General features: G+C 40.9%; 22 protein-coding genes and 4 pseudogenes. 9 read left to right on the plus strand and 17 right to left on the minus strand.

Annotated elements, in window-relative coordinates; genetic code table 11:
* The 6 genes and pseudogenes from PCORN_RS13265 to PCORN_RS13285 all read left to right on the plus strand — a co-directional run.
* Window positions 1-453 (plus strand): annotated as a pseudogene (locus PCORN_RS13265) (glycerol-3-phosphate responsive antiterminator); the annotation flags it as partial.
* 12 nt (window positions 454-465) lie between these two features.
* Window positions 466-804, plus strand: a complete 339-nt coding sequence (locus tag PCORN_RS20900; protein WP_051999479.1) for a PfkB family carbohydrate kinase — start codon at window positions 466-468, stop codon at window positions 802-804.
* Complete coding sequence (locus PCORN_RS18640) at window positions 782-1,327, plus strand: PfkB family carbohydrate kinase (protein WP_277620203.1); 546 nt, start codon at window positions 782-784, stop codon at window positions 1,325-1,327. Before PCORN_RS20900 ends, PCORN_RS18640 begins: the two co-directional genes overlap by 23 nt.
* A 390-nt stretch (window positions 1,328-1,717) precedes the next feature.
* A complete protein-coding gene (gene pflB, locus PCORN_RS13275; protein ID WP_036081552.1) occupies window positions 1,718-3,949 on the plus strand; it encodes a formate C-acetyltransferase in 2,232 nt (743 codons plus the stop codon).
* Between the two features lie 235 nt (window positions 3,950-4,184).
* Window positions 4,185-4,931: a pyruvate formate-lyase-activating protein gene (pflA, locus tag PCORN_RS13280; RefSeq protein WP_036081554.1), complete on the plus strand. Its 747-nt coding sequence runs from the start codon at window positions 4,185-4,187 to the stop codon at window positions 4,929-4,931.
* Window positions 4,932-5,091: 160 nt separating this feature from the next.
* A complete protein-coding gene (locus PCORN_RS13285; RefSeq protein ID WP_051999481.1) occupies window positions 5,092-5,979 on the plus strand; it encodes a polysaccharide deacetylase family protein in 888 nt (295 codons plus the stop codon).
* Window positions 5,980-6,455: 476 nt separating this feature from the next.
* Here the strand turns inward: PCORN_RS13285 and PCORN_RS13295 are convergent, their stop codons facing one another.
* Entirely contained in the window at window positions 6,456-7,340 is an 885-nt protein-coding gene (locus PCORN_RS13295; RefSeq protein ID WP_036081556.1) for a tyrosine-type recombinase/integrase, read from the minus strand.
* A 116-nt stretch (window positions 7,341-7,456) separates the two neighbouring features.
* Here PCORN_RS13295 and PCORN_RS13300 point away from each other — a divergent pair, with 116 nt between their 5' ends.
* Window positions 7,457-7,939 carry a DUF2975 domain-containing protein gene (locus PCORN_RS13300; RefSeq protein WP_036081559.1) on the plus strand — a complete coding sequence of 161 codons (483 nt, stop codon included), beginning with the start codon at window positions 7,457-7,459 and terminating at the stop codon, window positions 7,937-7,939.
* A 13-nt stretch (window positions 7,940-7,952) separates the two neighbouring features.
* Window positions 7,953-8,165 (plus strand): helix-turn-helix domain-containing protein, encoded by a 213-nt coding sequence (locus PCORN_RS13305; protein ID WP_036081562.1) that lies wholly within the window; start codon window positions 7,953-7,955, stop codon window positions 8,163-8,165.
* Window positions 8,166-8,214: 49 nt separating this feature from the next.
* Here the strand turns inward: PCORN_RS13305 and PCORN_RS13310 are convergent, their stop codons facing one another.
* From PCORN_RS13310 to PCORN_RS13360, 10 genes and pseudogenes are all read right to left on the minus strand, one after another.
* Window positions 8,215-8,604 (minus strand): cupin domain-containing protein, encoded by a 390-nt coding sequence (locus tag PCORN_RS13310; RefSeq protein WP_036081565.1) that lies wholly within the window; start codon window positions 8,602-8,604, stop codon window positions 8,215-8,217.
* A gap of 15 nt (window positions 8,605-8,619) precedes the next feature.
* Window positions 8,620-9,000 (minus strand): MerR family transcriptional regulator, encoded by a 381-nt coding sequence (locus PCORN_RS13315; RefSeq protein ID WP_036081568.1) that lies wholly within the window; start codon window positions 8,998-9,000, stop codon window positions 8,620-8,622.
* A 20-nt stretch (window positions 9,001-9,020) separates the two neighbouring features.
* Window positions 9,021-9,767: an SDR family oxidoreductase gene (locus PCORN_RS13320; RefSeq protein ID WP_036081571.1), complete on the minus strand. Its 747-nt coding sequence runs from the start codon at window positions 9,765-9,767 to the stop codon at window positions 9,021-9,023.
* A 153-nt stretch (window positions 9,768-9,920) separates the two neighbouring features.
* Window positions 9,921-10,511 carry a hypothetical protein gene (locus PCORN_RS17520; RefSeq protein ID WP_051999482.1) on the minus strand — a complete coding sequence of 197 codons (591 nt, stop codon included), beginning with the start codon at window positions 10,509-10,511 and terminating at the stop codon, window positions 9,921-9,923.
* Between the two features lie 16 nt (window positions 10,512-10,527).
* The gene (locus tag PCORN_RS13330; RefSeq protein WP_036081573.1) at window positions 10,528-10,998 is read right to left on the minus strand and encodes an SRPBCC domain-containing protein; all 471 of its coding nucleotides are present in this window, start codon (window positions 10,996-10,998) and stop codon (window positions 10,528-10,530) included.
* A gap of 508 nt (window positions 10,999-11,506) precedes the next feature.
* Window positions 11,507-12,753, minus strand: a pseudogene (locus PCORN_RS13340) (MFS transporter).
* A gap of 19 nt (window positions 12,754-12,772) precedes the next feature.
* Window positions 12,773-14,041, minus strand: coding sequence for an alkaline phosphatase family protein (locus tag PCORN_RS13345; protein WP_036081579.1), 1,269 nt, complete (start codon window positions 14,039-14,041; stop codon window positions 12,773-12,775).
* 63 nt (window positions 14,042-14,104) lie between these two features.
* The gene (locus PCORN_RS13350) at window positions 14,105-15,145 is read right to left on the minus strand and encodes an AI-2E family transporter (RefSeq protein WP_036081582.1); all 1,041 of its coding nucleotides are present in this window, start codon (window positions 15,143-15,145) and stop codon (window positions 14,105-14,107) included.
* Between the two features lie 129 nt (window positions 15,146-15,274).
* Window positions 15,275-16,171 (minus strand): UDP-N-acetylmuramate dehydrogenase, encoded by an 897-nt coding sequence (gene murB, locus PCORN_RS13355; protein ID WP_077913917.1) that lies wholly within the window; start codon window positions 16,169-16,171, stop codon window positions 15,275-15,277.
* A gap of 43 nt (window positions 16,172-16,214) precedes the next feature.
* Window positions 16,215-17,054: a hypothetical protein gene (locus tag PCORN_RS13360; protein ID WP_036081589.1), complete on the minus strand. Its 840-nt coding sequence runs from the start codon at window positions 17,052-17,054 to the stop codon at window positions 16,215-16,217.
* A 187-nt stretch (window positions 17,055-17,241) separates the two neighbouring features.
* On the opposite strand from PCORN_RS13360, the gene PCORN_RS13365 reads away from it, so the two are divergent.
* Window positions 17,242-17,529, plus strand: a complete 288-nt coding sequence (locus PCORN_RS13365) for a hypothetical protein (protein WP_036081591.1) — start codon at window positions 17,242-17,244, stop codon at window positions 17,527-17,529.
* A gap of 60 nt (window positions 17,530-17,589) precedes the next feature.
* On the opposite strand, the pseudogene PCORN_RS13370 reads toward PCORN_RS13365, so the two are convergent.
* The 6 genes and pseudogenes from PCORN_RS13370 to PCORN_RS13395 form a co-directional block, all read right to left on the minus strand.
* Window positions 17,590-20,758 (minus strand): annotated as a pseudogene (locus PCORN_RS13370) (ATP-binding cassette domain-containing protein).
* A gap of 143 nt (window positions 20,759-20,901) precedes the next feature.
* Window positions 20,902-21,312, minus strand: a complete 411-nt coding sequence (locus tag PCORN_RS21400; RefSeq protein WP_036081710.1) for an SRPBCC family protein — start codon at window positions 21,310-21,312, stop codon at window positions 20,902-20,904.
* 138 nt (window positions 21,313-21,450) lie between these two features.
* Window positions 21,451-21,639 (minus strand): annotated as a pseudogene (locus PCORN_RS21405) (metalloregulator ArsR/SmtB family transcription factor); the annotation flags it as partial.
* An 85-nt stretch (window positions 21,640-21,724) separates the two neighbouring features.
* Window positions 21,725-22,222, minus strand: coding sequence for a kinase (locus tag PCORN_RS13385; protein ID WP_036081594.1), 498 nt, complete (start codon window positions 22,220-22,222; stop codon window positions 21,725-21,727).
* 67 nt (window positions 22,223-22,289) lie between these two features.
* Window positions 22,290-22,961 carry an ABC transporter permease gene (locus PCORN_RS13390; protein WP_036081597.1) on the minus strand — a complete coding sequence of 224 codons (672 nt, stop codon included), beginning with the start codon at window positions 22,959-22,961 and terminating at the stop codon, window positions 22,290-22,292.
* A 15-nt stretch (window positions 22,962-22,976) separates the two neighbouring features.
* Window positions 22,977-23,897: an osmoprotectant ABC transporter substrate-binding protein gene (locus PCORN_RS13395; RefSeq protein WP_036081599.1), complete on the minus strand. Its 921-nt coding sequence runs from the start codon at window positions 23,895-23,897 to the stop codon at window positions 22,977-22,979.
* Between the last annotated feature and the right edge of the window lie 7 nt (window positions 23,898-23,904).

Raw genomic sequence — 23,904 nt, forward strand, 5'->3', positions numbered from 1 at the left:
TAGAAACGCAGGTTGGGCAGCTGAAATCGCTCGTAAATTTGGCCGCTTCTGGTGGTAAAAAGGTAATCTTGCACGCTGATCTCATTCATGGCTTAAAAAAATGATGAATACGCGGTGGACTTCTTGTGTCAAGACGTTCGACCAGCTGGAATTATTTCGACAAGAGGAAACGTCATTTTAAAAGCAAAACAACATAAGGTTCTCGCGATTCAGCGATTATTTATGCTAGACTCGAGCGCGTTTACAAAAGGAACCGCGCTTGTTCAAAAAATAAAACCGGATTATATTGAATTGTTGCCTGGAATCTTGCCTACGATGGTGGAACAAATGACGGAGCTACTTCACATTCCTGTCATCGCTGGTGGCTTGATTACAACGCAGGCACAGATCGATGAAATTTTAGCAGCGAAAGCGACGGCTATCACGACATCTCAAAAATCACTTTGGAAATGAGGGATTAGGAAGATGGGAAAGATTGTTGTTATTGGAAGTATTAATATGGATATTGCGACGGAACTGGCGGGGATGCCAGAGCTTGGTGAAACGGTGAAGGGTGAAGACGCCTTGATTTCGCCAGGTGGTAAGGGTGCGAATCAAGCGGTTGCTGCCGCGAAACTTGGTGGCGACGTGGCGATGGTTGGTATGATTGGAAACGATGCATTTGGAGCGGATGCTTTGGCGAATCTGAATTCTTTTTGTATTGACGTGACACATGTGCGCAGTGTGGATTTGACGACCGGTCTGGCGATGATTTTGCGGGGAACATGGCGACAACCGAATTATCGTTGCTCCTGGGGCGAATAACGCCTGGCCTGATGACTTACCACTTGAGGAGATTATCGCAGAGGCATCGATTGTATTGTTGCAAAATGAGATTCCGTTCTGGGTGATTGAAAAAGCGGTGGATATTGCGATGGAGCACGAGGTACCAACTATTTTTGATCCTGCGCCTGTAGATCATTTTTCAGTTTCATTTTTGCAGAAGATAACGTATTTGACGCCGAACGAGACGGAGTTTAAGCAGTTACCCGATAATATTTTGCAAGGGAACACGGAAGCACTACTTGTAACGCGAGGAAAAGATGGCGTTCGGGTCTGTGATGCTTCGGGAGATGCGGATATTGCTGCTGTAAATGTGGATGTCAAAGATTCTACTGGGGCAGGGGATACCTTTAATGGTGCTTTCGCGGTGGCCATCACTACAGGAAAAACCTTGCGTGATTCTGTCTGTTTTGCTAACCAAGCTGCTGCGCAAAGCACTACAAAAATCGGTGCCCAAGTCGGTATGCCACTTTTCGAAGATATAGAAGCTAATCTCAAGAAATAGAGGTTAGTTTTTTTTAGTTAGAACAGTCATGTAGAAAGCTAGTGATAGCAACAATACCTGATTTGATACAGAGACTTCCAAACGGCTTCTGTATTATAACAGAAATACGAATTTAGAATGGTACAGAAATATTACAATGTTGCAGCTAAATTATTTTTGTACTTATTTAATAATCATGACAATCTAAGAAAGTATGTGATACCAATCACTTGGCGCTAAAAAAACAATGTAAGCACTTTAATTTGATGAAAAAGCACTAAAAATTTTTTATGTGAAAACTGTAGCATTATTTTTATTTTGTGGTATGATAACAGTATAGAAGTTACTTGGGTAGCTTTGCTCAATTTTTAACGCTCATAAACGAACAATAAAACGTAGGAGGTTTCCGTGATGAAAGAACAATGGTTTGAATTTACAGGTGGTAACTGGGAACATGAAATTGATGTAAGAGACTTTATTATGAAGAACTACAGATTGTATGAAGGTGACGATACTTTCCTAGTAGGTCCTACAGATGCAACATCGCAATTATGGGATCAAGTAATGGATTTAACAAAGCAAGAGCGGGAAAACGGCGGTGTGTTAGATATGGATACAAAAATTGTATCGACTATCACATCACATGATCCTGGATACTTAAACAAAGAGTTAGAAACAGTAGTAGGCGTCCAAACAGATGTACCTTTCAAACGCTCACTACAACCGTTCGGCGGAATCCGTATGGCAGAACTTGCCTGTGAAGCTTATGGCTATGAAGTCGACAAAGAGATTTCAAGCATTTTCAGAGATTGGCGCAAAACGCATAATCAAGGTGTTTTTGATGCTTATAACGATGAAATGCGTGCAGCTCGTAAATCCGGTATTATTACAGGACTTCCAGATGCATATGGCCGTGGACGTATCATCGGTGACTACCGTCGTGTAGCATTATACGGTGTGGATCGTCTAATCGAAGACAAGAAAAACGACTTAAAAAATACAGGTCTTCGCACAATGAGCGACGATATTATTCGCTTACGTGAAGAGTTAAACGAACAAATCCGCGCATTAGCTGAATTGAAACAACTGGGAATGCAACATGGTTTTGATATTTCTAAACCAGCAACAACAGCACAAGAAGCTTTCCAATGGTTATACTTCGGTTACCTTGCAGCGATTAAAGAACAAAACGGAGCGGCAATGAGTTTAGGCCGTACGTCTACATTCCTTGATATTTTCGTAGAACGCGATCTTCGCAACGGTACATTAACAGAAGTGGAAGCACAAGAAATCGTGGATCATTTCATTATGAAACTACGCCTTGTAAAATTCGCTCGTACACCAGACTACAATGAATTGTTCTCTGGAGATCCAACATGGGTGACAGAATCAATCGGTGGTATCACAGAAGATGGGCTACCACTTGTAACGAAGAATTCCTTCCGTTTCTTGCACACATTAAACAACTTAGGACCAGCTCCTGAGCCAAACTTAACCGTACTTTGGTCGACACAATTACCATCAGGATTCAAGAAATTCTGTGCTAAAATGTCCATCAAAACAAGCGCTATCCAATATGAAAACGATGATGTTATGCGTCCTAAATGGGGCGACGACTACGGAATCGCATGTTGTGTATCCGCAATGCGCATCGGTAAACAAATGCAATTCTTCGGCGCACGTGCCAACCTTGCAAAAACATTACTTTATGCGATCAACGGTGGTGTGGATGAGAAATCAAAAGCACAAGTTGGGCCAGCTTTCCAACCGATTACTTCTGAAGTACTAGACTATGAAGAAGTAATGGCGAAGTTTGACGAAATGATGGAATGGATTGCTGAACTATATCTAAATACACTAAACGTTATCCATTATATGCATGATAAATACGCGTATGAACGTCTAGAAATGGCGCTTCATGATACACATGTATTACGTACGATGGCAACTGGTATCGCTGGCCTTTCTGTTGCAGCCGATTCTTTAAGTGCTATCAAACATGCACAAGTAAAACCAATCCGTGATGAAAATGGTATCGCTGTTGATTTTGAAATCATCGGTGACTATCCTAAATACGGAAACAATGACGATCGCGTGGATGAAATCGCTGTTGACCTTCTAAAAGCATTCATGACGAAAGTAAGAAAACATAAAACTTACCGTGACTCCGTTCACACAACATCTGTTCTTACTATCACATCTAACGTTGTATATGGTAAGAAAACTGGTAACACACCAGACGGACGTCGTGCTGGCGAACCATTCGCACCAGGAGCAAACCCAATGCACGGTCGCGATACAAAAGGCGCTCTAGCTTCGTTATCATCTGTTGCAAAACTTCCATATGAATATGGACAAGATGGTATTTCGAATACATTCTCGATCGTGCCAAAAGCATTAGGTCGCGAAGACGAGTCACAAATCAATAATCTTGTAGCTATGCTTGATGCTTACTCAACAAAAATGGGGCATCATTTAAATATCAACGTCTTCAACCGTGACACATTACTTGATGCGATGGATCACCCAGAAGAGTACCCACAATTAACAATCCGTGTATCTGGTTACGCTGTTAACTTCATTAAATTAACACGTGAGCAACAATTGGATGTCATACATCGTACCATGCACGAATCTATGTAAGTCAGCGAAACGAGAAACGCTAATCTTCGTCGTTAAAAGCTGTGTTCCGATGCTCATGTACAGTCGTACACTCTGCTTCGGTACTCGCTTTTGCCTAGAATCTTAGCATTTCTCGTTCCGCTGAGGTTTTGCGGGGACTTTGAAGTTCTGCGAGAGAACATCGGGCTTTAGGGATTGCGTTTTTTTGCAATCCCTGTCTGTTGTAAATTTATTACCTGAAAGGAAGAGGAGTCAAATGTCTGAAGTTACTGGTCGTGTTCATTCTGTAGAAACAATGGGGACTGTTGATGGTCCTGGAATTCGTTTTATTGTTTTTATGCAGGGCTGTTTATTGCGTTGCCAATTTTGTCATAATCCGGATACGTGGAAGATTGGAATTGGGGAGGAAAGAACCGCTCAGGATGTTTTCGAGGAAGCTTATAAATATAAGGCTTTCATGGATGCTTCAGGTGGAGGAATTACGGTTAGTGGGGGAGAACCCTTGCTACAAGTAGATTTTCTGATTGAACTCTTTACCCTTTGTCAAAAAGCTGGAATCCATACGACAATCGATTCTTGTGGTGGTTGCTTTACAAGAGATCCTGAATTTATCGAAAAGCTAGATCGCTTAATGGAAGTGACAGATTTAATTTTACTGGATATTAAGCAAATCAATCCAGAGAAACATTTAAAATTAACAACGCGTCCAAATGCGCCGATTCTGGATTTTGCACAGTATCTTGCTGATAAAGAACAGCCGATTTGGATTCGTCATGTGTTAATCCCAACGAAAACGGATGATCCAGAAGATTTGACGAAACTGCACGAATTTATTACGAAGCTACCTAATGTACAACGCGTTGAAGTGCTACCTTACCATACAATGGGTGTATACAAGTGGGAGAGTCTTGGTATCCGTTATCCACTTGAAGGAATTGAAGCTCCTGAAGATGATGTTGTTAAGATGGCTAATGCGATTTTAGAAACGCAAAAATATAATTGATATTGGAGAGCGCAGATGACATTTCGCGCTCTTTTATTACTTTCAGATTACAAAAAAGCTTTTTTTATATCAAAAAAATCAATTTCGCGACCATTTATCCTTGAATTATATAACAATCTATGTTTAAATTGTCTTATGAAAGAAAAGGAGGCCATGATGGATGAGACAGAGCAGAAGTTCGAAAACAGCAACAAATAGTAAGTCGTCGAAATTTAAGTGGCTCATTGCTATTGTTTTGACAACTCTTGTATTAACCATTGGGGGATTAGTCGCAACAAATAACTTATTTACAAATACCGCTTCATCCAAAGATTTGCTTGTATTAAAAGCTGAAGCGATCTCTGTACAGCACTGGAAAGTCCCGCCCAAGCAACAAAGTATTAGTTCTGCGCCAAAAGATCCACCAGGACCAGCAGTGGGAAAAAAGGTCGTTTACTTAACGTTCGATGATGGACCTAGCATACATTTAAAACAATTTTTAGAAGTTCTTGAAAAAGAGAAAGCTCCCGCATCTTTTTTCTTTGTTGGAAACGAGTTCGCCAATGGTGACAAGGAAACGTATCAGCGCATGATTGATAGTGGTTTTGTAATTGGTTTACATAGCTACACACACAATGCAAAGAAACTATATCGCAAAAAGAATCCTACATTTATTAGTGAAATGAGCCGTGAGCGCGATGATTTTGAAAGAATTAGCGGTATTCGTACCAACTTGATTCGAGCGCCTTATGGTAGTACGTATCTCACAAAGAATCAGATTGAGCAAACAAAGCAAAATGATTTCCGGTTAGTTGATTGGAATATCGATAGCAACGATTGGCGTTATAGTCCAGGCAATTCAGGGGCAGTGTATCAAAATGTACTCTCTCAAGTGAATGCTTATGAAGGCAGCGACGAACCATTAGTTATTCTGTTCCACGAACGTAAAAATACATTAGATGCATTGCCTAGAGTGATTAAAATGTTACGTGATAAAGGTTATGTGTTCCAAGCATATCACGAGAACGAAACTTTACACCAAAACTTCAAAAAAGATCCTAATTTATGAGTTAGAAGCATTGTTTTTCTCTTAAAAGAGAGAGATGATGCTTTTATTGTGTAGTTACGTTTCAATATTATCAAACTACAACTTCCTATAATATATATTATGTAAACTAGAAAAGACAATATGAAATAAGCAGGAAAAACCTTCTCTCCCCTTACTTTTTCTATTGTCTTTTCTAGTTTCGTGTTTCATTTTATATAACAATGTTCTATCATTTATTTCTTTTCCTTGTAGACCTATTTTTTGAGTAAGTCTCCACATCTTTTTTTGTAGAATAATGCCAACTTTCTAGAACTGCCGTGGTCAAATACATACAGCGGTCTTAATTTATCCATACTGATTACGCTAGATAGATTAGATCTTGACATGCCTAGAAATTCTGCAACTTGCTTTTGGGACATTAAATACTTGTTCAAATCACCAATAATTTTTTGTTTTATCACGATATCGTTTTCATGGAACACGATTTTCACGCCTTTCTATGATTTTTTACCACGTGGATGATATTTCTGGATGGTGTTTTGCTTTGAATTAATTTCTACTTTTTCATAGATCTGTGTTGTTAGTATCGATACATGTCCCAGCAGTGTCTGGATATATCTGTTATCCCAACCATTTTCTAATGATGCAATAGCAAACGAATGGCGTAAAATTGATGGCGTTAACTTCATATCTAATTCTTTACCAATTGCTGTGATTGCTTGATAAATGATATATCCATGAATCATAAGACCGTTTTCCCAATTTATAAAAAAAGAAGAATGATAAAGATGTTGCTGTTCCAGCATGCTTTGACGCTTTTCTAGGTGATTAAGTATCAACGGCTCCAAACTTTTGCTATAAAAAGTATAACGACTACTACCATTATCGCCTGTCACAACAATACTTCCATCAATAAAATCGAAATCTGACAACACTAATCTCTGCATTTCAGAAGGCTTCATACCTGTTGCATAGATAAAATCGAATAGAAAGCGCTGATAATTCGATATTCGATTATTCGCTAGCATTCGGACATATAATGAGTGGATTTCTTGCTCATATAGTACACGAACAAACTTACGAACCGGCGCTCGTGGTTTAAATCGAGCAAAGGGGTTGTTGATATTCGGATTCTCGTTAGATACAAAATGATAAAAATGGCGTAATATCTTGATATGACTGTAAAGTGTAGATATAGCTAACTTCTTTTCTAATTCCTTATAATAGATATAGACCTCCTTTTTAGAAACTTCCAACGAGCCGAATCTTTGCATATAGTTCTGAATGATTTTTTTCGATTGCTGTGTCGTCGATTCTGAACGCGATTTTGATTTTAATAAGCTGATATAGTCTTCTAATTCTGCTATGTTGATCACCTCCATTTTTATTATAGCATATTCTAATTGTGAGTAACCGGTCAAAAAACAACATTTTTTTTATTGTAAAACGATATATTTTAGTTTATAATCGATATATACTATTAAATGAGGTGTTTTTTATGGAACGTGGATCGACCTTGCTTTTAAAACTTGCTATTCTCTTTATCGGGCTTGTTATACTTGCTCTATGTATTTTTGGATTACCCGCACTAGCTTTAGAAGCTGGGAGAAATGACCCTGATTTTGCGCGGTGGCTTTATCCCATTCTGATTACGATGTATATTGCTGCGGTGCCATTTTTTATCGGCTTGTATCAGGCACTAAAGGTCTTGACTTACATTGATAAACAGAAGGCTTTCTCTGAGCTTTCCGTGCGAGCTTTGAAGCGTATAAAGTACTGTGCGATCATCATTAGCGGGCTTTATATTCTTAGTTTACCGCTTTTCTATTGTCTCGCACAGCAAGATGATGCGCCTGGAATTGTCGTCATTGGGCTTATTCTTACGTTTGCGTCCATTGTTGTTGCTACTTTTGCGGCGGTTCTTCAGAGAATTTTGCAAGAAGCTGTGGCTATTAAATCTGAAAACGACTTGACGGTCTGAGGTGAATGGATATATGGCGATTATAATTAATATTGATGTGCAGCTGGCCAAAAAGAAAATGAGTGTCACCGAGCTATCCGAAAAAGTCGGTATAACGATGGCTAATATTTCAATACTGAAAAACGGTAAAGCAAAAGCCATTCGATTCTCTACGCTAGCAGCCATTTGTGTGGCATTGGATTGTCAGCCCGGAGATTTATTGGAATACCAGCCTGATGAATCATGACAAAAATAAAGCATGCTAGCGGGAAAAAGCTAGCATGCTTTATTTGATTTCAGAGCGCGTTATAATGCTCCTCACTTACTGGTTCTAACCAATTCGTGCCGCCATTTTGAGGATTTGTGGTAATAGCAAGATGTACAAATTCACTATCCTTTGCTGCACCATGCCAATGTTTCAGATTGGCCGGGATTGTAACCACATCACCAACATGCAATTTTTGCGCTGGCTTCCCTTCTTCTTGGTAGTAACCTTCTCCGCTTGTGACTAATAGAATCTGCCCACCATCATGAGCATGCCAATTATTTCGCGCTCCTGGCTCAAATGTCACGTTCCCAATCGGGCAATTAAATTCCGTTCCTTCTGGTACAAGCATTTCCAAATACGCTGTCCCTGTAAAATAATTATTCGTAATCACGTCACCTTTTTTGAAAATTGCAGACATGCTATCAGCTCCTTTTTAAAAGTCTTTTAACTTCTTCTCGGTCGGCAAAACATGACTGCCGTAATTCTCAATTTTAAAATCTAATCGTTCCAGTGCACTTTGCATGGTTTCAATCCGATCCTGTAACTCATTGCGCTGCTCTTTTAAAAGCTCTACACGCGCAGCAATCGTAGCATCGCCTTCGCGAAAAAGGCTCAAATATTCAATCAGCGACTCAATTGAGAGCCCGGCATTTCGCATATGACGACTGAATAAAAGCCAACGTAAATCTTCCTCATCAAATTTACGGACACCATTTTCGTTTCGCCGTACTGGTGGAATAAGTCCAATCCGTTCATAATAGCGAATTGTGTCCGCAGAAATATGAGTTTCCTCACTCACTACTTTGATATTCATTCGTGCCTCCCCTTCCTCTTTTAAACTTGTTGGCTCGTTGGGCGTAGCAGGATTTCATTCATCGCCGTGTCAGCTGGCGTATCCATTGCAAAAAGAATCGTTTCTGCCACCCGCTCTGGACTAATCGCCACCTCGTTGTATAATTGCTCAATTCCCGGTTTCAAATCCTCATCTGTAATGGTATGCGTCAACTCCGTAGCAACGGCACCTGGTGAAATAATTGTTACGCGAACATTGCTTTTGGCTGCGGCCTCTTCTTGACGCAACGCCTCGCTGATCGCTCTAACAGCATATTTAGTCCCGCTATACACGCCACCTCCCGGATGTGTTTGATGCCCTGCAATCGACGAAACATTGATAAAATGACCGCTTTTTTGTTCACGCATAGTTGGTAATGCAGCTGCGATTCCATACAGTACGCCTTTGATATTAACATCCACCATTTGGTCCCACTCCGCCACTTTCCGTTTATCAAAAGTAGAATGCGGCATTAATCCAGCGTTATTTAACCAAACATCGATTTTACTATACGTATCTAACGCGCGTTTTGCTAATGCTTCCACACTATCATGTTTCGCAACATCTGTCACTTGATACACCGCTGAACCCCCATCTTTCTCGATATCCTCTACTATTTCTTTTAAACGGTCTTCCCGGCGCGCTCCAAGTACGATTTTATGACCTTTTTTAGCGAGAAGTTTTGCAGTAGCTTCTCCGATCCCGCTTGACGCTCCTGTAATAACGATTACTTTGCCTGACATATACATTCTCCGTTCTCTATTTTGAATTTCACTACTCCTCAACCTTACACCTTGGAGTTCACTTAAAGTCAAGACAAAGCCCTCCAACATCAAAAAGAAAGCACAAACTGCAAAAGGACATCTGACAAATCAGAATTTCACAGCGTGCTTCCCTATTTTTCAATGGTCATGCTCTTTTTTTCTAATTAATTTGGCTTTTACTAATGGATGTTTTTGCATTAATCGCAACGTGTAGACGGCACTCGAAATACCGATTAATGTCCAGTCCATCCATGCTGTTGCCCCCTCTTTTTGCGTGAAGGATAGGAAGAAGAACATGTCTTTTAGGGCATCTTGTACGAAGGCATCGATTAGGCTCTCGTGGATGTGTAGATGCAATAAGAGTGCTAGAAAAAACTTTGCCAGGATGATCGCCGCCCAGCCAATAAGATACCGGGCGCCACCCTTTACTAGCACCTGTTTCTTATATACTGGCAGTTCTTCACCAGCCACTTCTGCAAATCCAATCTGAGCTCTCGCCTCTTTTACCTGCGCCTTACTAGCTTGAAATAAGCCAATTCCTGCACCTAAAATAAAAACGAGAATCACAATAAATACTGGCGTGCCGCTTTTCATATCTGGCAAGGTTTGCGTTATTTGGTATATCGCAAAAATCGGGATCGCGACATACGTAATTCTGCGTATTTTTTCATATTCAAACTGTTGGTAAATAAAATAGATAAGTATGAGTATCGTGATAATGATTGGCATCTGCTCACTCCTCTAGTTAGTTCATCAACGCTTGGTATTTATCAAATAGGGCTAAAAACTCGTCTTCTGTGAACGAAACGTCCTTGTTTTCTAAAATACCTTGGATTTTCTGTAAACACATGTGCCAGCCTGAGATATCACGTGGCGTATGTGTTGTAAGCTCGTTGATTTCTTCCGTGAAGCGAAGTGTTGTTTTCTCACCTTGATCCGTTAATTGGAACCGTACCCTATTTTTATCCCATGTGTATTCTAAAATAGACTTCGGTTCGTATACGGTAATCGTCATTTCTTCATATTCGCCATTTCCGAAATCAAATAAGATTAACCCATCGACGCCAGACTCACCAACGCTTAGCTCAGGGAACCATTGGGCAAAACCTTTCGTTGTCGCGATAAGCTCCCATACTTTAGCAATTTTGCTGTCTAACTCTAATTCAAATGTCATGATACCCGATGTGTCTGTGATTTTTTGATATTTTTCTTGCATTTTATTTCACTCCTAGTTTTTTTGTTATGGCTCTTATGTTGTGGCTCTTATGTTGTGGCTCTTATGAGGCATCACCTGCCGATTTAGAGCCTCAATATGAGTGCGAGCAACGCGAGCATTCGTTCCTTGCCCTGCGTCACGACTCGCATCTCCGATCCGGCTTTGTTGTGGTTCTTGAAAAGCATCGTTTGCTTTTTTAGAACCTCAATATGCAGTTGAATGCAATGAGACTGCCTTCCTTTTAGCCAGACCCTCGAAATTTTCGTGGCCTCCGCAAAAGTCAAAAGAGGACTTTTTCTGCGCCCCCTATGTTGTGGCTCTTATGAGGCATTACTTGCCGATTTAGAGCCTCAATACGAGTGCGAACAGAGTGAGCATTCGTTCCTTACTCTGCGTCACGATTTGCGCCTCCGATTCAGCTTCACCAGCCAGCCTCTCGGAAATTTCGTGGCCTCCGCAAAAACCAAAAGAGGGTTTTCACTGCGCCCCCTAACAATTTCTGCCGAGGCTAAACGGGCTGGCTCAGCTTTTCAGGTTTCACAAATAACAATAACACACCGCCGATGATAAATAAAACAACGAGCTTGCTACGCCGTATTGTGTGTGGCCGGTGACTTGGGCGATGATTCCCATTAATGCCGGACCCATAATCGCTGAAAATTTGCCGAAAATATTATAGAATCCGTAAAATTCATTAGATCGTTCTTTTGGAATAATTTTGCCGAAATAGGAACGGCTCAGCGCTTGAATACCGCCTTGTGATGTTCCAACTAACATCGCCAAAATCCAGAAGTCTGTCGCAGTTTTCATAAAAATGGCGTAAATACAGATGATAATATAAATAGAAATTGCAGTCAGTATCAAAGCTTTCCCACCAAAACGTTTGGCGAGCTGACCATAAATGATTGTAAATGGGAAGGCGACAATTTGCGTCACCAATAAAACGATGATAAGCGTCGTATCCGAAATCCCGAGATCAATCCCATAGGAAGACGCCATTCGAAAAATGGTATCCACACCGTCGATATAAAAGAAATACGCGACGAGAAACAGGACAATATTGCGATACTGCTTCATATTTTTAAGCGTTTTACCTAATCTGATAAAACTGCTGCGTACAGGCTTTTTATCGTGTGGAATAAAGTAGACTTGATGAACGTTGCGCCACAGCGGAATTGTAAATACAGCCCACCAAACCGCTGTCAGCAAGAATGCCCCATTGAGCAGCATCGTTTGACTAATCGGCAGAATCCCCGTTGCTTGGAAAAAGATAAACGCGACGAACGGAATGCAGCTCCCTAAGTAACCGAATGCGTAACCGTAAGATGAAATTTTGTCCATGCGATCGTTGGTGGTGACATCCACTAGGAATGAATCATAAAAAATATTCGCGCCGGAAAAACCAATAAGCGAGAGCATATAGAAAATGAGTAGTAGCATCCACTGATCGCTCGGAACGAATACGAAAGCTACCGTAAATGCAATGCCCAGCCACGTAAATAAGCTGAAAAATCGTTTTTTGAAAAATTGATAATCGGCAATCGTTCCTAGAATTGGCGCCAACAAGGAAATCAGTAGCGTGCCTAAAGAATTCGCGTATCCCCAATAAGCGGTCGACACATGGTCCGCAATCCCCGCGTTACTAGCTACCCCTTTAAAATAAATCGGCAAAATTGCTGTCGTAATCATAATCGAATAAACCGAATTTCCCCAATCTTGAAAAACCCAGCTCTTCTCTTGTTTTGTTAGTTTCATCTAGACGTGTCCCCTTTACTTAATCAAAAATACCTTCGATTACCGTTCCTTCTGTATCCGGCAATTTGAGATTCAAAATAGCTGCAAATGTTGGTGCCTCATCGATAAGCCGTGCCTGCGGGATTACAGCGCCAGATTTAATTCCCTTGCCAAACGCAATCATCGTTGTCGTGTAATTCGGTTTTTGCGGGGAATAGCCGTGTACTGCTTGGTAAAAATCAGGATTCCCAATATCCTCTGGCCTCACTTTTTGAACGACTTCGCCCCATGCCTGATCTTTAAAATAATAACCGGCTGTCGCTTCGATCATGAGTAAGCACGTATCGTCTGCGCCGAACGCTATTGCCTCATCTTGTTGATAGATATTTTCGATACCTTCGCAGTTTTCAAGCAGCGCTCGAATCGTGGCGGCCTTGGTAGAATCCTTCGCATAAATATAACACGAGCCATCACAACTTTTCGCATAGACTTCCCAAGCAACGATTTTATTTTGCTGTAGCGTCAGCCAACCCTGTTCCGCAAACAGAGCATTGAGCTGAATCACCGAATGCACATCGATTTGATAATGATCACCTAGCACGATAAACGTCGTATCCTCATATGTACCATTCTGCTTCGTCGCATCGATTATCCGAGCCAAACGCGCATCATGTCGTTCGAGCGCATCTCGAGCCTCCTGCGACCTCACACCGTGCGCGTGCCGCATACTATCCATATCTACAAAATGAGCCAACGTCAAATTCGGCTGCTTCCGCAAAATCGTATCTTCTACCGCTGCAATCAAAAAATCATCCAGTTCCGGCTGTGCAATTCCCCGACGCAATTTGCCAAAACGTCTATTCATATCCATTAAAAATCCCGGTGAACTACCCCATAAGGAGACCATCACCTGATTCAACCAAAACCGATTCGGAAAAATTTCCGCGATGTTGTAATCAATCGAACTTCGCGCTGCCACAGGCCATAAAAAAGCCGCCGTCGTGAGCCCTGCTTGTTTCGCCACATCATACAATGTTGGCACCTTGATTGCCTCGGCATACCAAAACCAATCCGGTGACGTTTTTCCAGGCTGGATTTTGGTATTATTCACAATGCCGTGCGTCTTTGGATAATGCCCCGTCACGATTGTCGTGTGCGCCGGATACGTTAACGACGGATAAATCGTTTCAACCGCCTCAACATGTGCCCCGTTATTTTTCAAGAAAGCGAGCGTCGGCAAACCTGTGAGTTCTTCCAAATCAGCAGAACCCAACGCGTCCAATGAAACAATGACTAAATAACGACTCATATTTTGATGTCCTCCCATTAGAAAAACTGAGAAAATTGCATGACCAACCTTCTCAGTTCTACTTTACTTATCTGTTATTTTATGATCTGGATGAACGAGCACCTCGTCTTTATTGATAACGTCCAGCACGTCTAGGAAGAACATGAAGACTGGAATACCAACGATTAGTCCCCAAATGCCGAAGAAATGCTCGGAGAAAATCAAGATGATAAACGTATAGAAAACCGGTAAATCTGTTTTAGCAGACATTAATTTCGGATTCAAAACGTATGATTCTAGCGCGTGAATCACCACAACGAGCACCAAAATAATCAAAACGTAGTTCACGCCGCCAATCGTGTAGGCGATGATTGTTAGTGGAACCATCGAGATAATAACCCCGGCTACCGGAATCAGCCCTAGCAGGAAAACCATAATTGCAAGTGAGAACAACTGCGGAAAGCCCATAATCCAAAGTGCAATTGTCGTGAGAACGCCATTGACCAAGGCAATCATGAATTGAGCCTCAATGACTTTCCCAAACGTCTCATTAAACTTACCACCGAAATACTTCACCTCGTCGTAAACGAACGCGACCTTACTTTGCCCAAACTTACTGGTAAATAAAACAAGTTGCTCTTTTCCAAGTGAGAAAAATAGGCTTAGAATCAAAGCAATGAACGTATTCATCGCAACAACACCAATATTTGCTAAGTAGGTGAACAAGAACTGAATCCCGTCATTCGCATACTTCGTTATTTCAAACTCTTTTGCGAGAGACATGATGTAATTCACTGTTTCATTATTACTTGGCTTCGTATAAAAATGATTGATGGAGCGGATAAGCTGATCCATTTGCTCGATTAACATTGGAATATATTTCACTATCAACAACGTAATACCCAGCGCGATAAACGCATACAGGATAATCACGATAATTTTTCGATAAATGGAAATACGCTTTAAAATAAAATTCTCCAACCGGTTGATGAGGAAAGAAAAAATGAACGTCAGCAAGATAATATCAATCATGCTTCTAAGTAGATACAGAATAACGGCGATTAAAAGAAATACAAGCACACGTCGAAAACTGCGATTGTAAAATAATTTGGTCCAAGCGTCCAAAAATGACATCCTCCTCTAGTTTATGACTTCCTCTATTGTATCAAAAAAAGCGTTGCTATGCATGCCTTAACCGGAAAATAAAAAAATCTCCCTAGCCCGCAAATGTTCACAGGCTAAAAAGATTTCGGTTTACTTATCTTCTCCAATAATTTTCACTTCAGTTTCCAGTAAAATACCAGATTGTTCAAAAACGGTTTTCTGGACATGTTCGATTAATTCCATGTAGTCCGTCGCGGTTGCCTGATCAATGTTAACAATGAAACCAGCATGCTTTGTCGATACTTGCGCACCGCCAATTTGGTATCCTTGCAATCCAGCTTCTTGAATCAGCTTCCCAGCAAAATGACCAGGTGGGCGTTTGAAAACACTACCGCACGAGGGGTATTCTAATGGTTGCTTTGATTCGCGCATTTCTGTTAGTTCGTCCATTTTTAGACGGATTTGTGTTTTATCGGCGAGCTCCAATTCGAAGACGGCTTCTAACACGATATAATGCTTATCCGCGATGGAACTTTTGCGATATCGAGCCTCTAGTTGATCTTTTTGAAGGTGCAAAAGTTCGCCAGTCGCTGTTAATACGGTTGCTTCGATCAGGACATCGGATATTTCGCCGCCGTAAGCGCCTGCATTCATGTACAACGCGCCGCCGACAGATCCTGGGATTCCGCATGCAAATTCTAAGCCGCTGAGGGATTCCTCCAATGCAAACCTGGACACATCGATAATCTTAGCACCACAGCCGGAAATAATTCGCGTACCCTCCCGCTTAATCGCATGTAAGGCATCCAAGTACATCACAATGCCGCGAATGCCACCATCTTTAATAATCAAATTAGAGCCATTTCCTAATATGGTTAACGGAATCTGATGCTTATGGGCAAAAGCAATGGTTTTCGCCGCTGAATCATGACTCGTAGGCATCACAAAAAGATCGGCTTTCCCACCCGTTTTTGTAAACGTGTACGCCGCCAAATCTTCTTCTGTTTTCATAATCAGTGTTGGAATTTCTTGTTTTAATTGTTCCATCATTTGAGTTGTATACATACGCCTTACCTTTCTAACGCCATCTTTAGGCTTTCTTATTTCGAATTAAAGGTCCTATTTTCTCCATCGGCGGTTCATATACGCGACAATACGCTTCATATGCCTTCCCGTAATCTTTCACACGAGCTGGAATTGGCTGATTTGGATTTAAGTGCAGACCATTTTCGAGCATCGGTATCAGGGTTGTAATTTGATCAAAAATATGACCGGCCTGGGCTTCACTCAAAACAAACGCTAATTTTGATAGAGCACGGCGTTGTTCAGCTGGTAACATTTTCCCGTGCATTTGTGTCCATTTCAGCATTTTCTTACGGGTATCACGCGTTTTCTCCAAATACAAACTTTGTCCATACGCCGCCATGGCATACGCTAGCGACAAGTCCTCCGCGTTATTCCAATCTTCTTCAAGAATCTCTTGCTGTGACGCTACTTTCTCATTTAAAAGTGTAATATCCTCCTGGTAAATATCTAATTTGCGTTGTTGCTGTTTGTATACCTCAAGCGCCAAATTCAGCTCGTCCATCTCAGACTGCAATTTCTGACCAAACAGCCCTTTTTCGTTCAAAATACGCTGGACGCCTTCGATTCGCTCCGCAGTTATACTATCGCGCTCTTTGACTAGTTGCGCGCGTTTTTTCAAGTACTCAAAGTAAAAACTATATTTCTGAACCTCGATAATCACTTTTTCCGCTGTTTCCCGGCCTACTGTCAGACCATTGAGATTCGCAACAATAACACCCGCGATTTTTCCGAGCATCGAATAAACAATCACTTCGAACAATTGCCCATCTACACGAACTTTGTACGGTAACGTATGATTATTCTCTAACATTTTTTTATATACTTTGGGATTCTTATTTACCATCCATATCACCTTCAATCAGCAATTCTGTTCCTATCTCCTATTATAAATGAAAATGTCTCAAATGTCAGGGAAAAGTTTTTCAACACCTACTTTAGTTTACATAATTAAATTATAGACAACTAGATATCAACTTGCATGAATGACCTATTTTAAGCTATACTTGCTTGTGTAAGGAGTTGGAACCCGCATGCCTAAAAATGAAAAATGGAAAGCGCTCGTTGATATTAATATTTTACTTATCTTATTCGGTTATATTTGTTTGTATCTTATGTATAATATCAAGTGGCCAGAAAGTCTATTATTTATTGTCGCCATTCTAATGGGAGCTTCCGGTTGCCTAGGATTTTATTTGAGCATTAAAGGGATGCAGATGAAGCGCAAACCGATGTACCAAATTTTCCTGATGATGGCCTCGATTATTCCTGCTATCATTGGTGTCATTTATATCGTTGTCTACTTTATCACCTTATTTTAAAAAGAAGCAAAGCCCAGTGCCAACCGTTTGAATGCGGTGACACTGGGCTTTTTGATTGTATTAGTTATTTTGTTCTAAGCATTCGTAAACTGCCATCATTTCTTGTTTATTCAGCTCACGGATACGATTGAAAATCAGGATATCAGCTACTGCTTCTGTTAGCGAACTTTCCGCGACAACATCGCTCACTTTGCCTGTCAACCACGTGCCTATCGCGATATCTTCTACCGTTTCTTTCAGACCATCCTCGTTAATTCCGGTTGCGGAACACGTCACGCATGGTATCGATAATTTTTGAACGCCATCATGCAGGCCATCCTCTGAGATTACTTTCTTCCCTTTACAGAATGGGCACGGTTGGGCTTTCTTGACCTTATTGATTTGCGTGACGATTTTTTTATAGCCAAATGCTTCATAGACGTACGTTAGCTTTTTATATTTCCCATTGACAAAATAGGCATCAATGATGGTTGCTCGCGTCTCTTTTATATTCGGGAAATCGCAAATCGTGACTTGATTTTTACGACTGATGGCTGTGATATTAGCCTCAATTTGATTCCAGAATGGCACAGCATTTTGTAATACCATTTCATAACCGACAAAGCTTGCTTGTTCTAGCTCTAGCATTTTTAAGGCGACTTGTTTTTCTCTTGGAAGTAAGGAAACATCTTCTGTAAGCGGCATTTCTCCACCAACGATTTCTTTCATTTTCACTAGTTCTGGTAACGCTCCAACTGTTGCTATCACTTGATCTATTGGTTGTTGAATCAGTTCACGAATATCCGTTTCGCCAAATGTCAATTTTTTGTGATGACCAAGAACGCTACCTTCGCAGATCGGGCAGGTCACTATTCTTCTAGTTTCTTTCATTTGTTCTTTGATAATCGATTTGGAAATAACAATGTAGCGGCCAATGATTTGATTGAACCCTTGCCAGATTCTCGTCGCCTTGCCTGCTTTATCATAGAACGATTTTTCCCAATAGCCGTATAAAAACGTATGCTTTTCCGCTTCTGTCAGCTCACTGTATGGTTTACTCAAATCGTGGCCAAGCTCATTCTTAATTTCCTCAAACAAAAACTCGATTTTCTGAAACTGGAAAAACTCTAACACTTTCATCACTTCTGGGTGCAGCATACCTTCCCAGAATGGCGCATTTCGATCTTGAATCACGACATCGAAATCAAATTCTTCGATCACACGGCGTCCAGAACAATACGGGCAATGGTTATCTGCTGAATAAAAATCGAAGCTTCTTGTATCTTTATTCGTAGGATGTGACGCCACAATATGATTAATGAGTCCACCCATTTCAAAAAGGAAACTATATTGACTATACAAATGCCGTTCCAAATCAATCGCAACAACAGGTGCAATTTTTTCTGATTCGAATTCGCCATAGATCAAGCGGGCCATTGATGACAAGCTCTTCAAAATACCGCCTTTATAGATGTTTTCCGCGTTTTTGAAGTAGTTAATATGATTCTCCTCTAGATAATGAACACCCGTTTGAGGCTTCAGCGTAGAAGAAATTGGCGTCGGCTTCACGCTATCTCCACTTTTCTGACGATAAAAATCTTCATGCGTCACAATATCCAGCTTTTCGACTGGCGCGACTTGCCGTTTTCCAAAATCAACAATGAAATCGGAGGCTTCTAGCATGTAATCGTTATGTTCAATCATCACCATGGAGACAGATTCATCCTCTAAAATGACGCGGATACTGTCGATGAATTGGTTTAAAATATTTTGCGACAGGCCTTTCGACGGCTCATCAAAAATGAATAGCGTATGCGGATTTTTAGACCCCGAAAAAAGTTCCGACACGAGATGCACACACTGGAATTCCCCTGTGGAAAGCGTCTGTGTTTTTCTTTCTAGCGTCAAATAACCTAGTCCTAATTTTATTAATAAGCTCAAGCGTTTGTGCGCGAGATCTTGCTTTGGCAACTCATCAATAATATCCTCAATTGAACGTTCAAAAATGGCATCAATGTCATCGCTATACTTTGTCAGTTTTTTCCTTAATATCCAAGAAAGTAGCTACGGTCGAACGGCTCGTAATTGATTGATTGCGGTTTTGACCGACCATGACTAGCTTATCTTTTGGATAGCGTTTTAGAAAATCTTTCGCAATACATTCATTAACAAGCGTCGATTTCCCGCATCCTGATTCACCCGTAAAGGTCACAAGTCTGTTTTTGGGGATTTGTATCTCTGCCATTTGAATATTACGACAGTGTAAATCTTTAAATTGATAGTATTCTGTCGGCTTGTCATGATTTGTTTCAACAAGAACTGGCGCTGGTCGTGGCGATTCCTCCACAATCTTTCCACCGTATTTCCCACTACCAGGTCCGAAAAATAGTTGCTCATCCGTTGCGTCTAGTACGGTGTCCGAATGATCGATGAGCCAAATCTGATTTTTGTAGCCTAATTGTTTAATTTGCTCTAGAATCTTTAATAAGGTTTGGTGATCAAGACCGACCGATATTTCATCGATAATGATTACTGTATTTTCACTTGTCGCCATGAATTCCGCCAAATAAAGTCGCGTTAATTCACCGCCTGATAGCGTCCCCATAATCCGATTCAGCGTCAAGTAACCGATATTCATGTTGATAATATTTTGTAGGATGTGTTGTTTTCCTTCGCTAAGATTTAATTCGTCTTTAAGCGAGAGTAATGTTTCCATGCTCAAATTATTAACCTCGGAAATGCTATGTTCTTTTCCTAATAAATTGATTTTATAGGTCTCAACTTCGGGGTTAAAACGCTTGCCATCACATTTTTTACATGTCACATTACTATTACTGCCACGCCCTTTACAACCCGTACACCAGCCCAACACATTATTGAACGAAAATAGCTCTGGTGATAAGTCGAATTTTTCTGCCATTGTCACCCGTATTTCTTTAAATACACCCGTATGCGTCCCAATGGTCGAACGCGGATTGGATGAAATAGAGGACTTTCCAAGGAACAGGACGAGTGGCATTTCTTCCATCTTGATTGCGCTGAAATTCGTGTCCATAATTTCGGGAAATAAATATTGATATTCTGCTTTTGGCAATAAGGAAACAAGGCGCTTCTTAGATTCCTCTCCAATAGTTTGGCAAAAAGTCGTTTTCCCAGAGCCAGATAATCCGGCAATTCCTAATGACTTATCTGTTGGTAATACGGTATCCAGATGGTTGATATTATTCGCAATTAATTGATTTATTTTCATAGTAGTATCTTCCCCATTCTTTCAATCTAGTCATACGCTGAAACTTAATTATCGCATACCTGGTTATGTAACTTCAACTTCGAGTAGTTTCTCACAATAAAAGAGTGCAATCCCATTTCAGAATTGCACTCTATTTATCAACCTTACGCTAAAACAGTTCCTAGTTTATTACCCATTTCAGTCCACGCATACGTAGCGCCTTCGATTGCACCTTGACGCGCTTTTGTTTCTTCGCTGAAACCGCTTTGGTCTAGCTTTAATTGCACGGTGTCATCTGCGTTTTTTGTCAATGTCCATGTTACCGTTGTTGTTTCGCCAGCGCTTGCCCACGTATATGTGATAGCATTTGGCTCATCGATATTAAGCACTTCGCAATCCACAATGCCGTCCCACCATTCGGATGGCTCTGCGCGGAATTGGAATTTGTGTCCAACCTCTGCTTTGAAATCGTTATTCCAAATCCATTTTGCGAGCATATCCGAGTCTGTTAACGCGTGCCATACTTTTTCTACTGAGCTTGTGAATTGAAAATCTAATGATACATCTGGTTTCATGTTTTGTTCCTCCAATAATTGATTTAGTTTAAACATTCGTTCTTTCCAAAATCCTTCATAATACGATACCCAGTCTTGAATTTCTTTCAGTGGCTTGGCATTTAACCGGTATCTGGTTTCACGACCAACTTTTCGCGCCACTACAAGATCGGCTTCTTTTAAAATAGCCAAATGCTTAGAGACGGCTGTACGACCCATTTGAAAATGAACCGTTATCTCGTATAGGGGTAATTCTTCCACATCTGTCAGCATTTGAAGTATCTTTCGCCTCGTTGGATCGGCGACAGCATCATAGACATCCCTCACTTGGCCTTTTTCGTTAAGCATACACACCACCTTTTCTCTTTTTGTAATAGGACACCTTTTGTTGTCATGTTTATTATACGACACTATATGGTGACATGTCAACTTTTTATTTTGAGCGTTTTTTTAAAATAAGGTTTATTGCCTCTTCTTTGGACAGTTTACTATCAAGAATGATTTCATTTTTCACACCTAAGCAATCGTCTGCAAGCCACCACTCTTCTAGCTTTTCAACTCCAAATTCGTGTGCATTTGCTTTTGTGTGGTGTCTTTTTACGGTCTCTGAAAATGGGAGATCGAAATAATAGACGTCTGCTTTATAATCGAAAAAATGGATAAGTGCGTGGAGCATGTCTTGATAAATTGCTTTACCTAGGATACCTTCTACGATGACATACTCGCACGTATTTTTCCCGTATTCAGCTATGATTCGAATGAGGTCGATGCTCGGATTTCCTTGACGATCTTTTACATGTAGCATGTCACGACGTACCGTGTCTTGTGAAGCGAGCAGTGTTCCTGCGCCTAGCTTTTTCTGTAGTTCTTTTGCGATAGTTGTTTTACCACTTCCTGAGTTTCCGCGAATAATAATGAGTTTTGTTTCCATCAGGCGCCTCCCATTTTTTAATCAAAAAACGAACCACCACCCGCTAAGGATGATAGTCCGCTTATCATTATAATGCTCCTGCAAATTTCTTCTTTTTATTCTTCACTGGGTTTAGTTTTCGTTCTACCCAGCCGAGTAGCATATCAGCCATAACAGCCATCAGTGCAGTTGGAATCGCTCCAGCTAGAATAATCGCTGTTCCGTTTGTCGCGTTGGTTCCACGGACGATGATATCACCGAGTCCGCCTGCGCCAACGAATGTTCCGATTGCTGCGACCCCGATTGCAATAACGAGAGCATTTCGAATTCCCGCCATAATAACGGAGAGTGCGAGTGGTATTTCAATCATACGCAACACCTGCCATTTCGTCATTCCCATTGCTTTTCCTGATTCAAGTAGCGCACCGTCCACATTTTGAATGCCTGTATAGGTATTTTTCAGAATTGGTAAAATGGAATAAAGGAATAGAGAAAGTACAACCGTGTTTGTCCCGAGCCCCATCACGAGCATTAGCATTGCGAGTAAGGCTAATGCAGGAATCGTTTGAATCACGTTCGCAGTTTGGATGACCCACACCGCTAATTTCTTCTTGCGGGCAATATAAATCCCGAGTGGAATCGCAACAATCGCTGCAAAAATAACGCCGTAAGCACTCATCAAGAAATGCCGCCAGAATGCTTCCATCACGTACGTTGCATTGGTTTGATAATAGTCAATGAGTTGTGAAAAAGTTTCCATTTTGTCGACACCTCCTTATTTATCTTCAAAGTAATCATGTTTTTTTAGAAATTCTTCTGCAACGATCGACGGATCTTTTAATTCCCCATCTGATTGGTAGTTCAGTTTTTGCATTTCTTCCGTGGAAATCGTGCCGACCAATTTATTAATCGTTGTTTTCAACTCAGGATGTTCTTTTAAAATAGCATCTGTGGCCATTGGTGAGGCATCATACGGCGGAAAGAAGTGCTTATCATCTTTTAGTACGACCAAATTATATGTCGGGATTCGGCCGTCTGTTGAATAACCAAGCGCAACATCCATCTGATTGTTTTTCAATGCTGTATAAATCAAGCCAATCTGCATCGGAAAAATTTTCTTGAATGTGATGTCATAGTCTTTGGAAAAGGCTTTATACCCATCACCAGCACGCTCCATCCAGGAGTTATCGACACCTGCAGCGAGCTTATTTTCTACCGCACGCATATCACTGATCGTCTTCAAATTATATTTCTTCGCGGTATCTTGACGCACCATAAAGGCATAAGTATTTGCGAAACCGTACGAATCGAACCAATATTGATCAAAACGCTTGGAAAAACCTTTTTGTACAGCTTTTAGCGCCTTTTCAGGATCTTTCAATGGTTCTTCGCCAAGCGGCCCTACTAAGTCAGTTCCCGTGTAACGCGTTGCCGAGATATCAATGTCACCGTTTACCATCGCCTGGTGTTGCACAACGGAAGAACCAAGATTATTTACCATCTCTACTTTTAAATCGGTATCGTGTTCAATCATTTGTTTTACGATATTACCTACTATCTGTGATTCTGTTGTGGACATGGTCCCAATTTTAATCGTGCCTTTCGTGCTACCGCCAAGTCCTGGCAGGGCACACGCCGATAAAAGAGTTACGCCAAGCAGGACAACAGTAGCAAGTTTGAGTCGTTTTTTCATCATTTTTACT

Origin of the sequence: Listeria cornellensis FSL F6-0969 (genome assembly GCF_000525855.1) — a bacterium.
GTDB classification, from domain to species: Bacteria; Bacillota; Bacilli; order Lactobacillales; family Listeriaceae; genus Listeria_A; species Listeria_A cornellensis.

What these genes read in the sequence shown, in the direction of transcription:
- PCORN_RS20900 (WP_051999479.1), top strand. Translation starts at nt 466, where the DNA reads ATGGGAAAGATTGTTGTTATTGGAAGTATTAATATGGATATTGCGACG.
- pflB (WP_036081552.1), top strand. Translation starts at nt 1,718, where the DNA reads ATGAAAGAACAATGGTTTGAATTTACAGGTGGTAACTGGGAACATGAA.
- pflA (WP_036081554.1), top strand. Translation starts at nt 4,185, where the DNA reads ATGTCTGAAGTTACTGGTCGTGTTCATTCTGTAGAAACAATGGGGACT.
- PCORN_RS13285 (WP_051999481.1), top strand. Translation starts at nt 5,092, where the DNA reads ATGAGACAGAGCAGAAGTTCGAAAACAGCAACAAATAGTAAGTCGTCG.
- PCORN_RS13295 (WP_036081556.1), bottom strand. Translation starts at nt 7,340, where the DNA reads ATGGAGGTGATCAACATAGCAGAATTAGAAGACTATATCAGCTTATTA.
- PCORN_RS13300 (WP_036081559.1), top strand. Translation starts at nt 7,457, where the DNA reads ATGGAACGTGGATCGACCTTGCTTTTAAAACTTGCTATTCTCTTTATC.
- PCORN_RS13305 (WP_036081562.1), top strand. Translation starts at nt 7,953, where the DNA reads ATGGCGATTATAATTAATATTGATGTGCAGCTGGCCAAAAAGAAAATG.
- PCORN_RS13310 (WP_036081565.1), bottom strand. Translation starts at nt 8,604, where the DNA reads ATGTCTGCAATTTTCAAAAAAGGTGACGTGATTACGAATAATTATTTT.
- PCORN_RS13315 (WP_036081568.1), bottom strand. Translation starts at nt 9,000, where the DNA reads ATGAATATCAAAGTAGTGAGTGAGGAAACTCATATTTCTGCGGACACA.
- PCORN_RS13320 (WP_036081571.1), bottom strand. Translation starts at nt 9,767, where the DNA reads ATGTATATGTCAGGCAAAGTAATCGTTATTACAGGAGCGTCAAGCGGG.
- PCORN_RS17520 (WP_051999482.1), bottom strand. Translation starts at nt 10,511, where the DNA reads ATGCCAATCATTATCACGATACTCATACTTATCTATTTTATTTACCAA.
- PCORN_RS13330 (WP_036081573.1), bottom strand. Translation starts at nt 10,998, where the DNA reads ATGCAAGAAAAATATCAAAAAATCACAGACACATCGGGTATCATGACA.
- PCORN_RS13345 (WP_036081579.1), bottom strand. Translation starts at nt 14,041, where the DNA reads ATGAGTCGTTATTTAGTCATTGTTTCATTGGACGCGTTGGGTTCTGCT.
- murB (WP_077913917.1), bottom strand. Translation starts at nt 16,171, where the DNA reads ATGGAACAATTAAAACAAGAAATTCCAACACTGATTATGAAAACAGAA.
- PCORN_RS13360 (WP_036081589.1), bottom strand. Translation starts at nt 17,054, where the DNA reads ATGGTAAATAAGAATCCCAAAGTATATAAAAAAATGTTAGAGAATAAT.
- PCORN_RS13365 (WP_036081591.1), top strand. Translation starts at nt 17,242, where the DNA reads ATGCCTAAAAATGAAAAATGGAAAGCGCTCGTTGATATTAATATTTTA.
- PCORN_RS21400 (WP_036081710.1), bottom strand. Translation starts at nt 21,312, where the DNA reads ATGAAACCAGATGTATCATTAGATTTTCAATTCACAAGCTCAGTAGAA.
- PCORN_RS13385 (WP_036081594.1), bottom strand. Translation starts at nt 22,222, where the DNA reads ATGGAAACAAAACTCATTATTATTCGCGGAAACTCAGGAAGTGGTAAA.
- PCORN_RS13390 (WP_036081597.1), bottom strand. Translation starts at nt 22,961, where the DNA reads ATGGAAACTTTTTCACAACTCATTGACTATTATCAAACCAATGCAACG.
- PCORN_RS13395 (WP_036081599.1), bottom strand. Translation starts at nt 23,897, where the DNA reads ATGATGAAAAAACGACTCAAACTTGCTACTGTTGTCCTGCTTGGCGTA.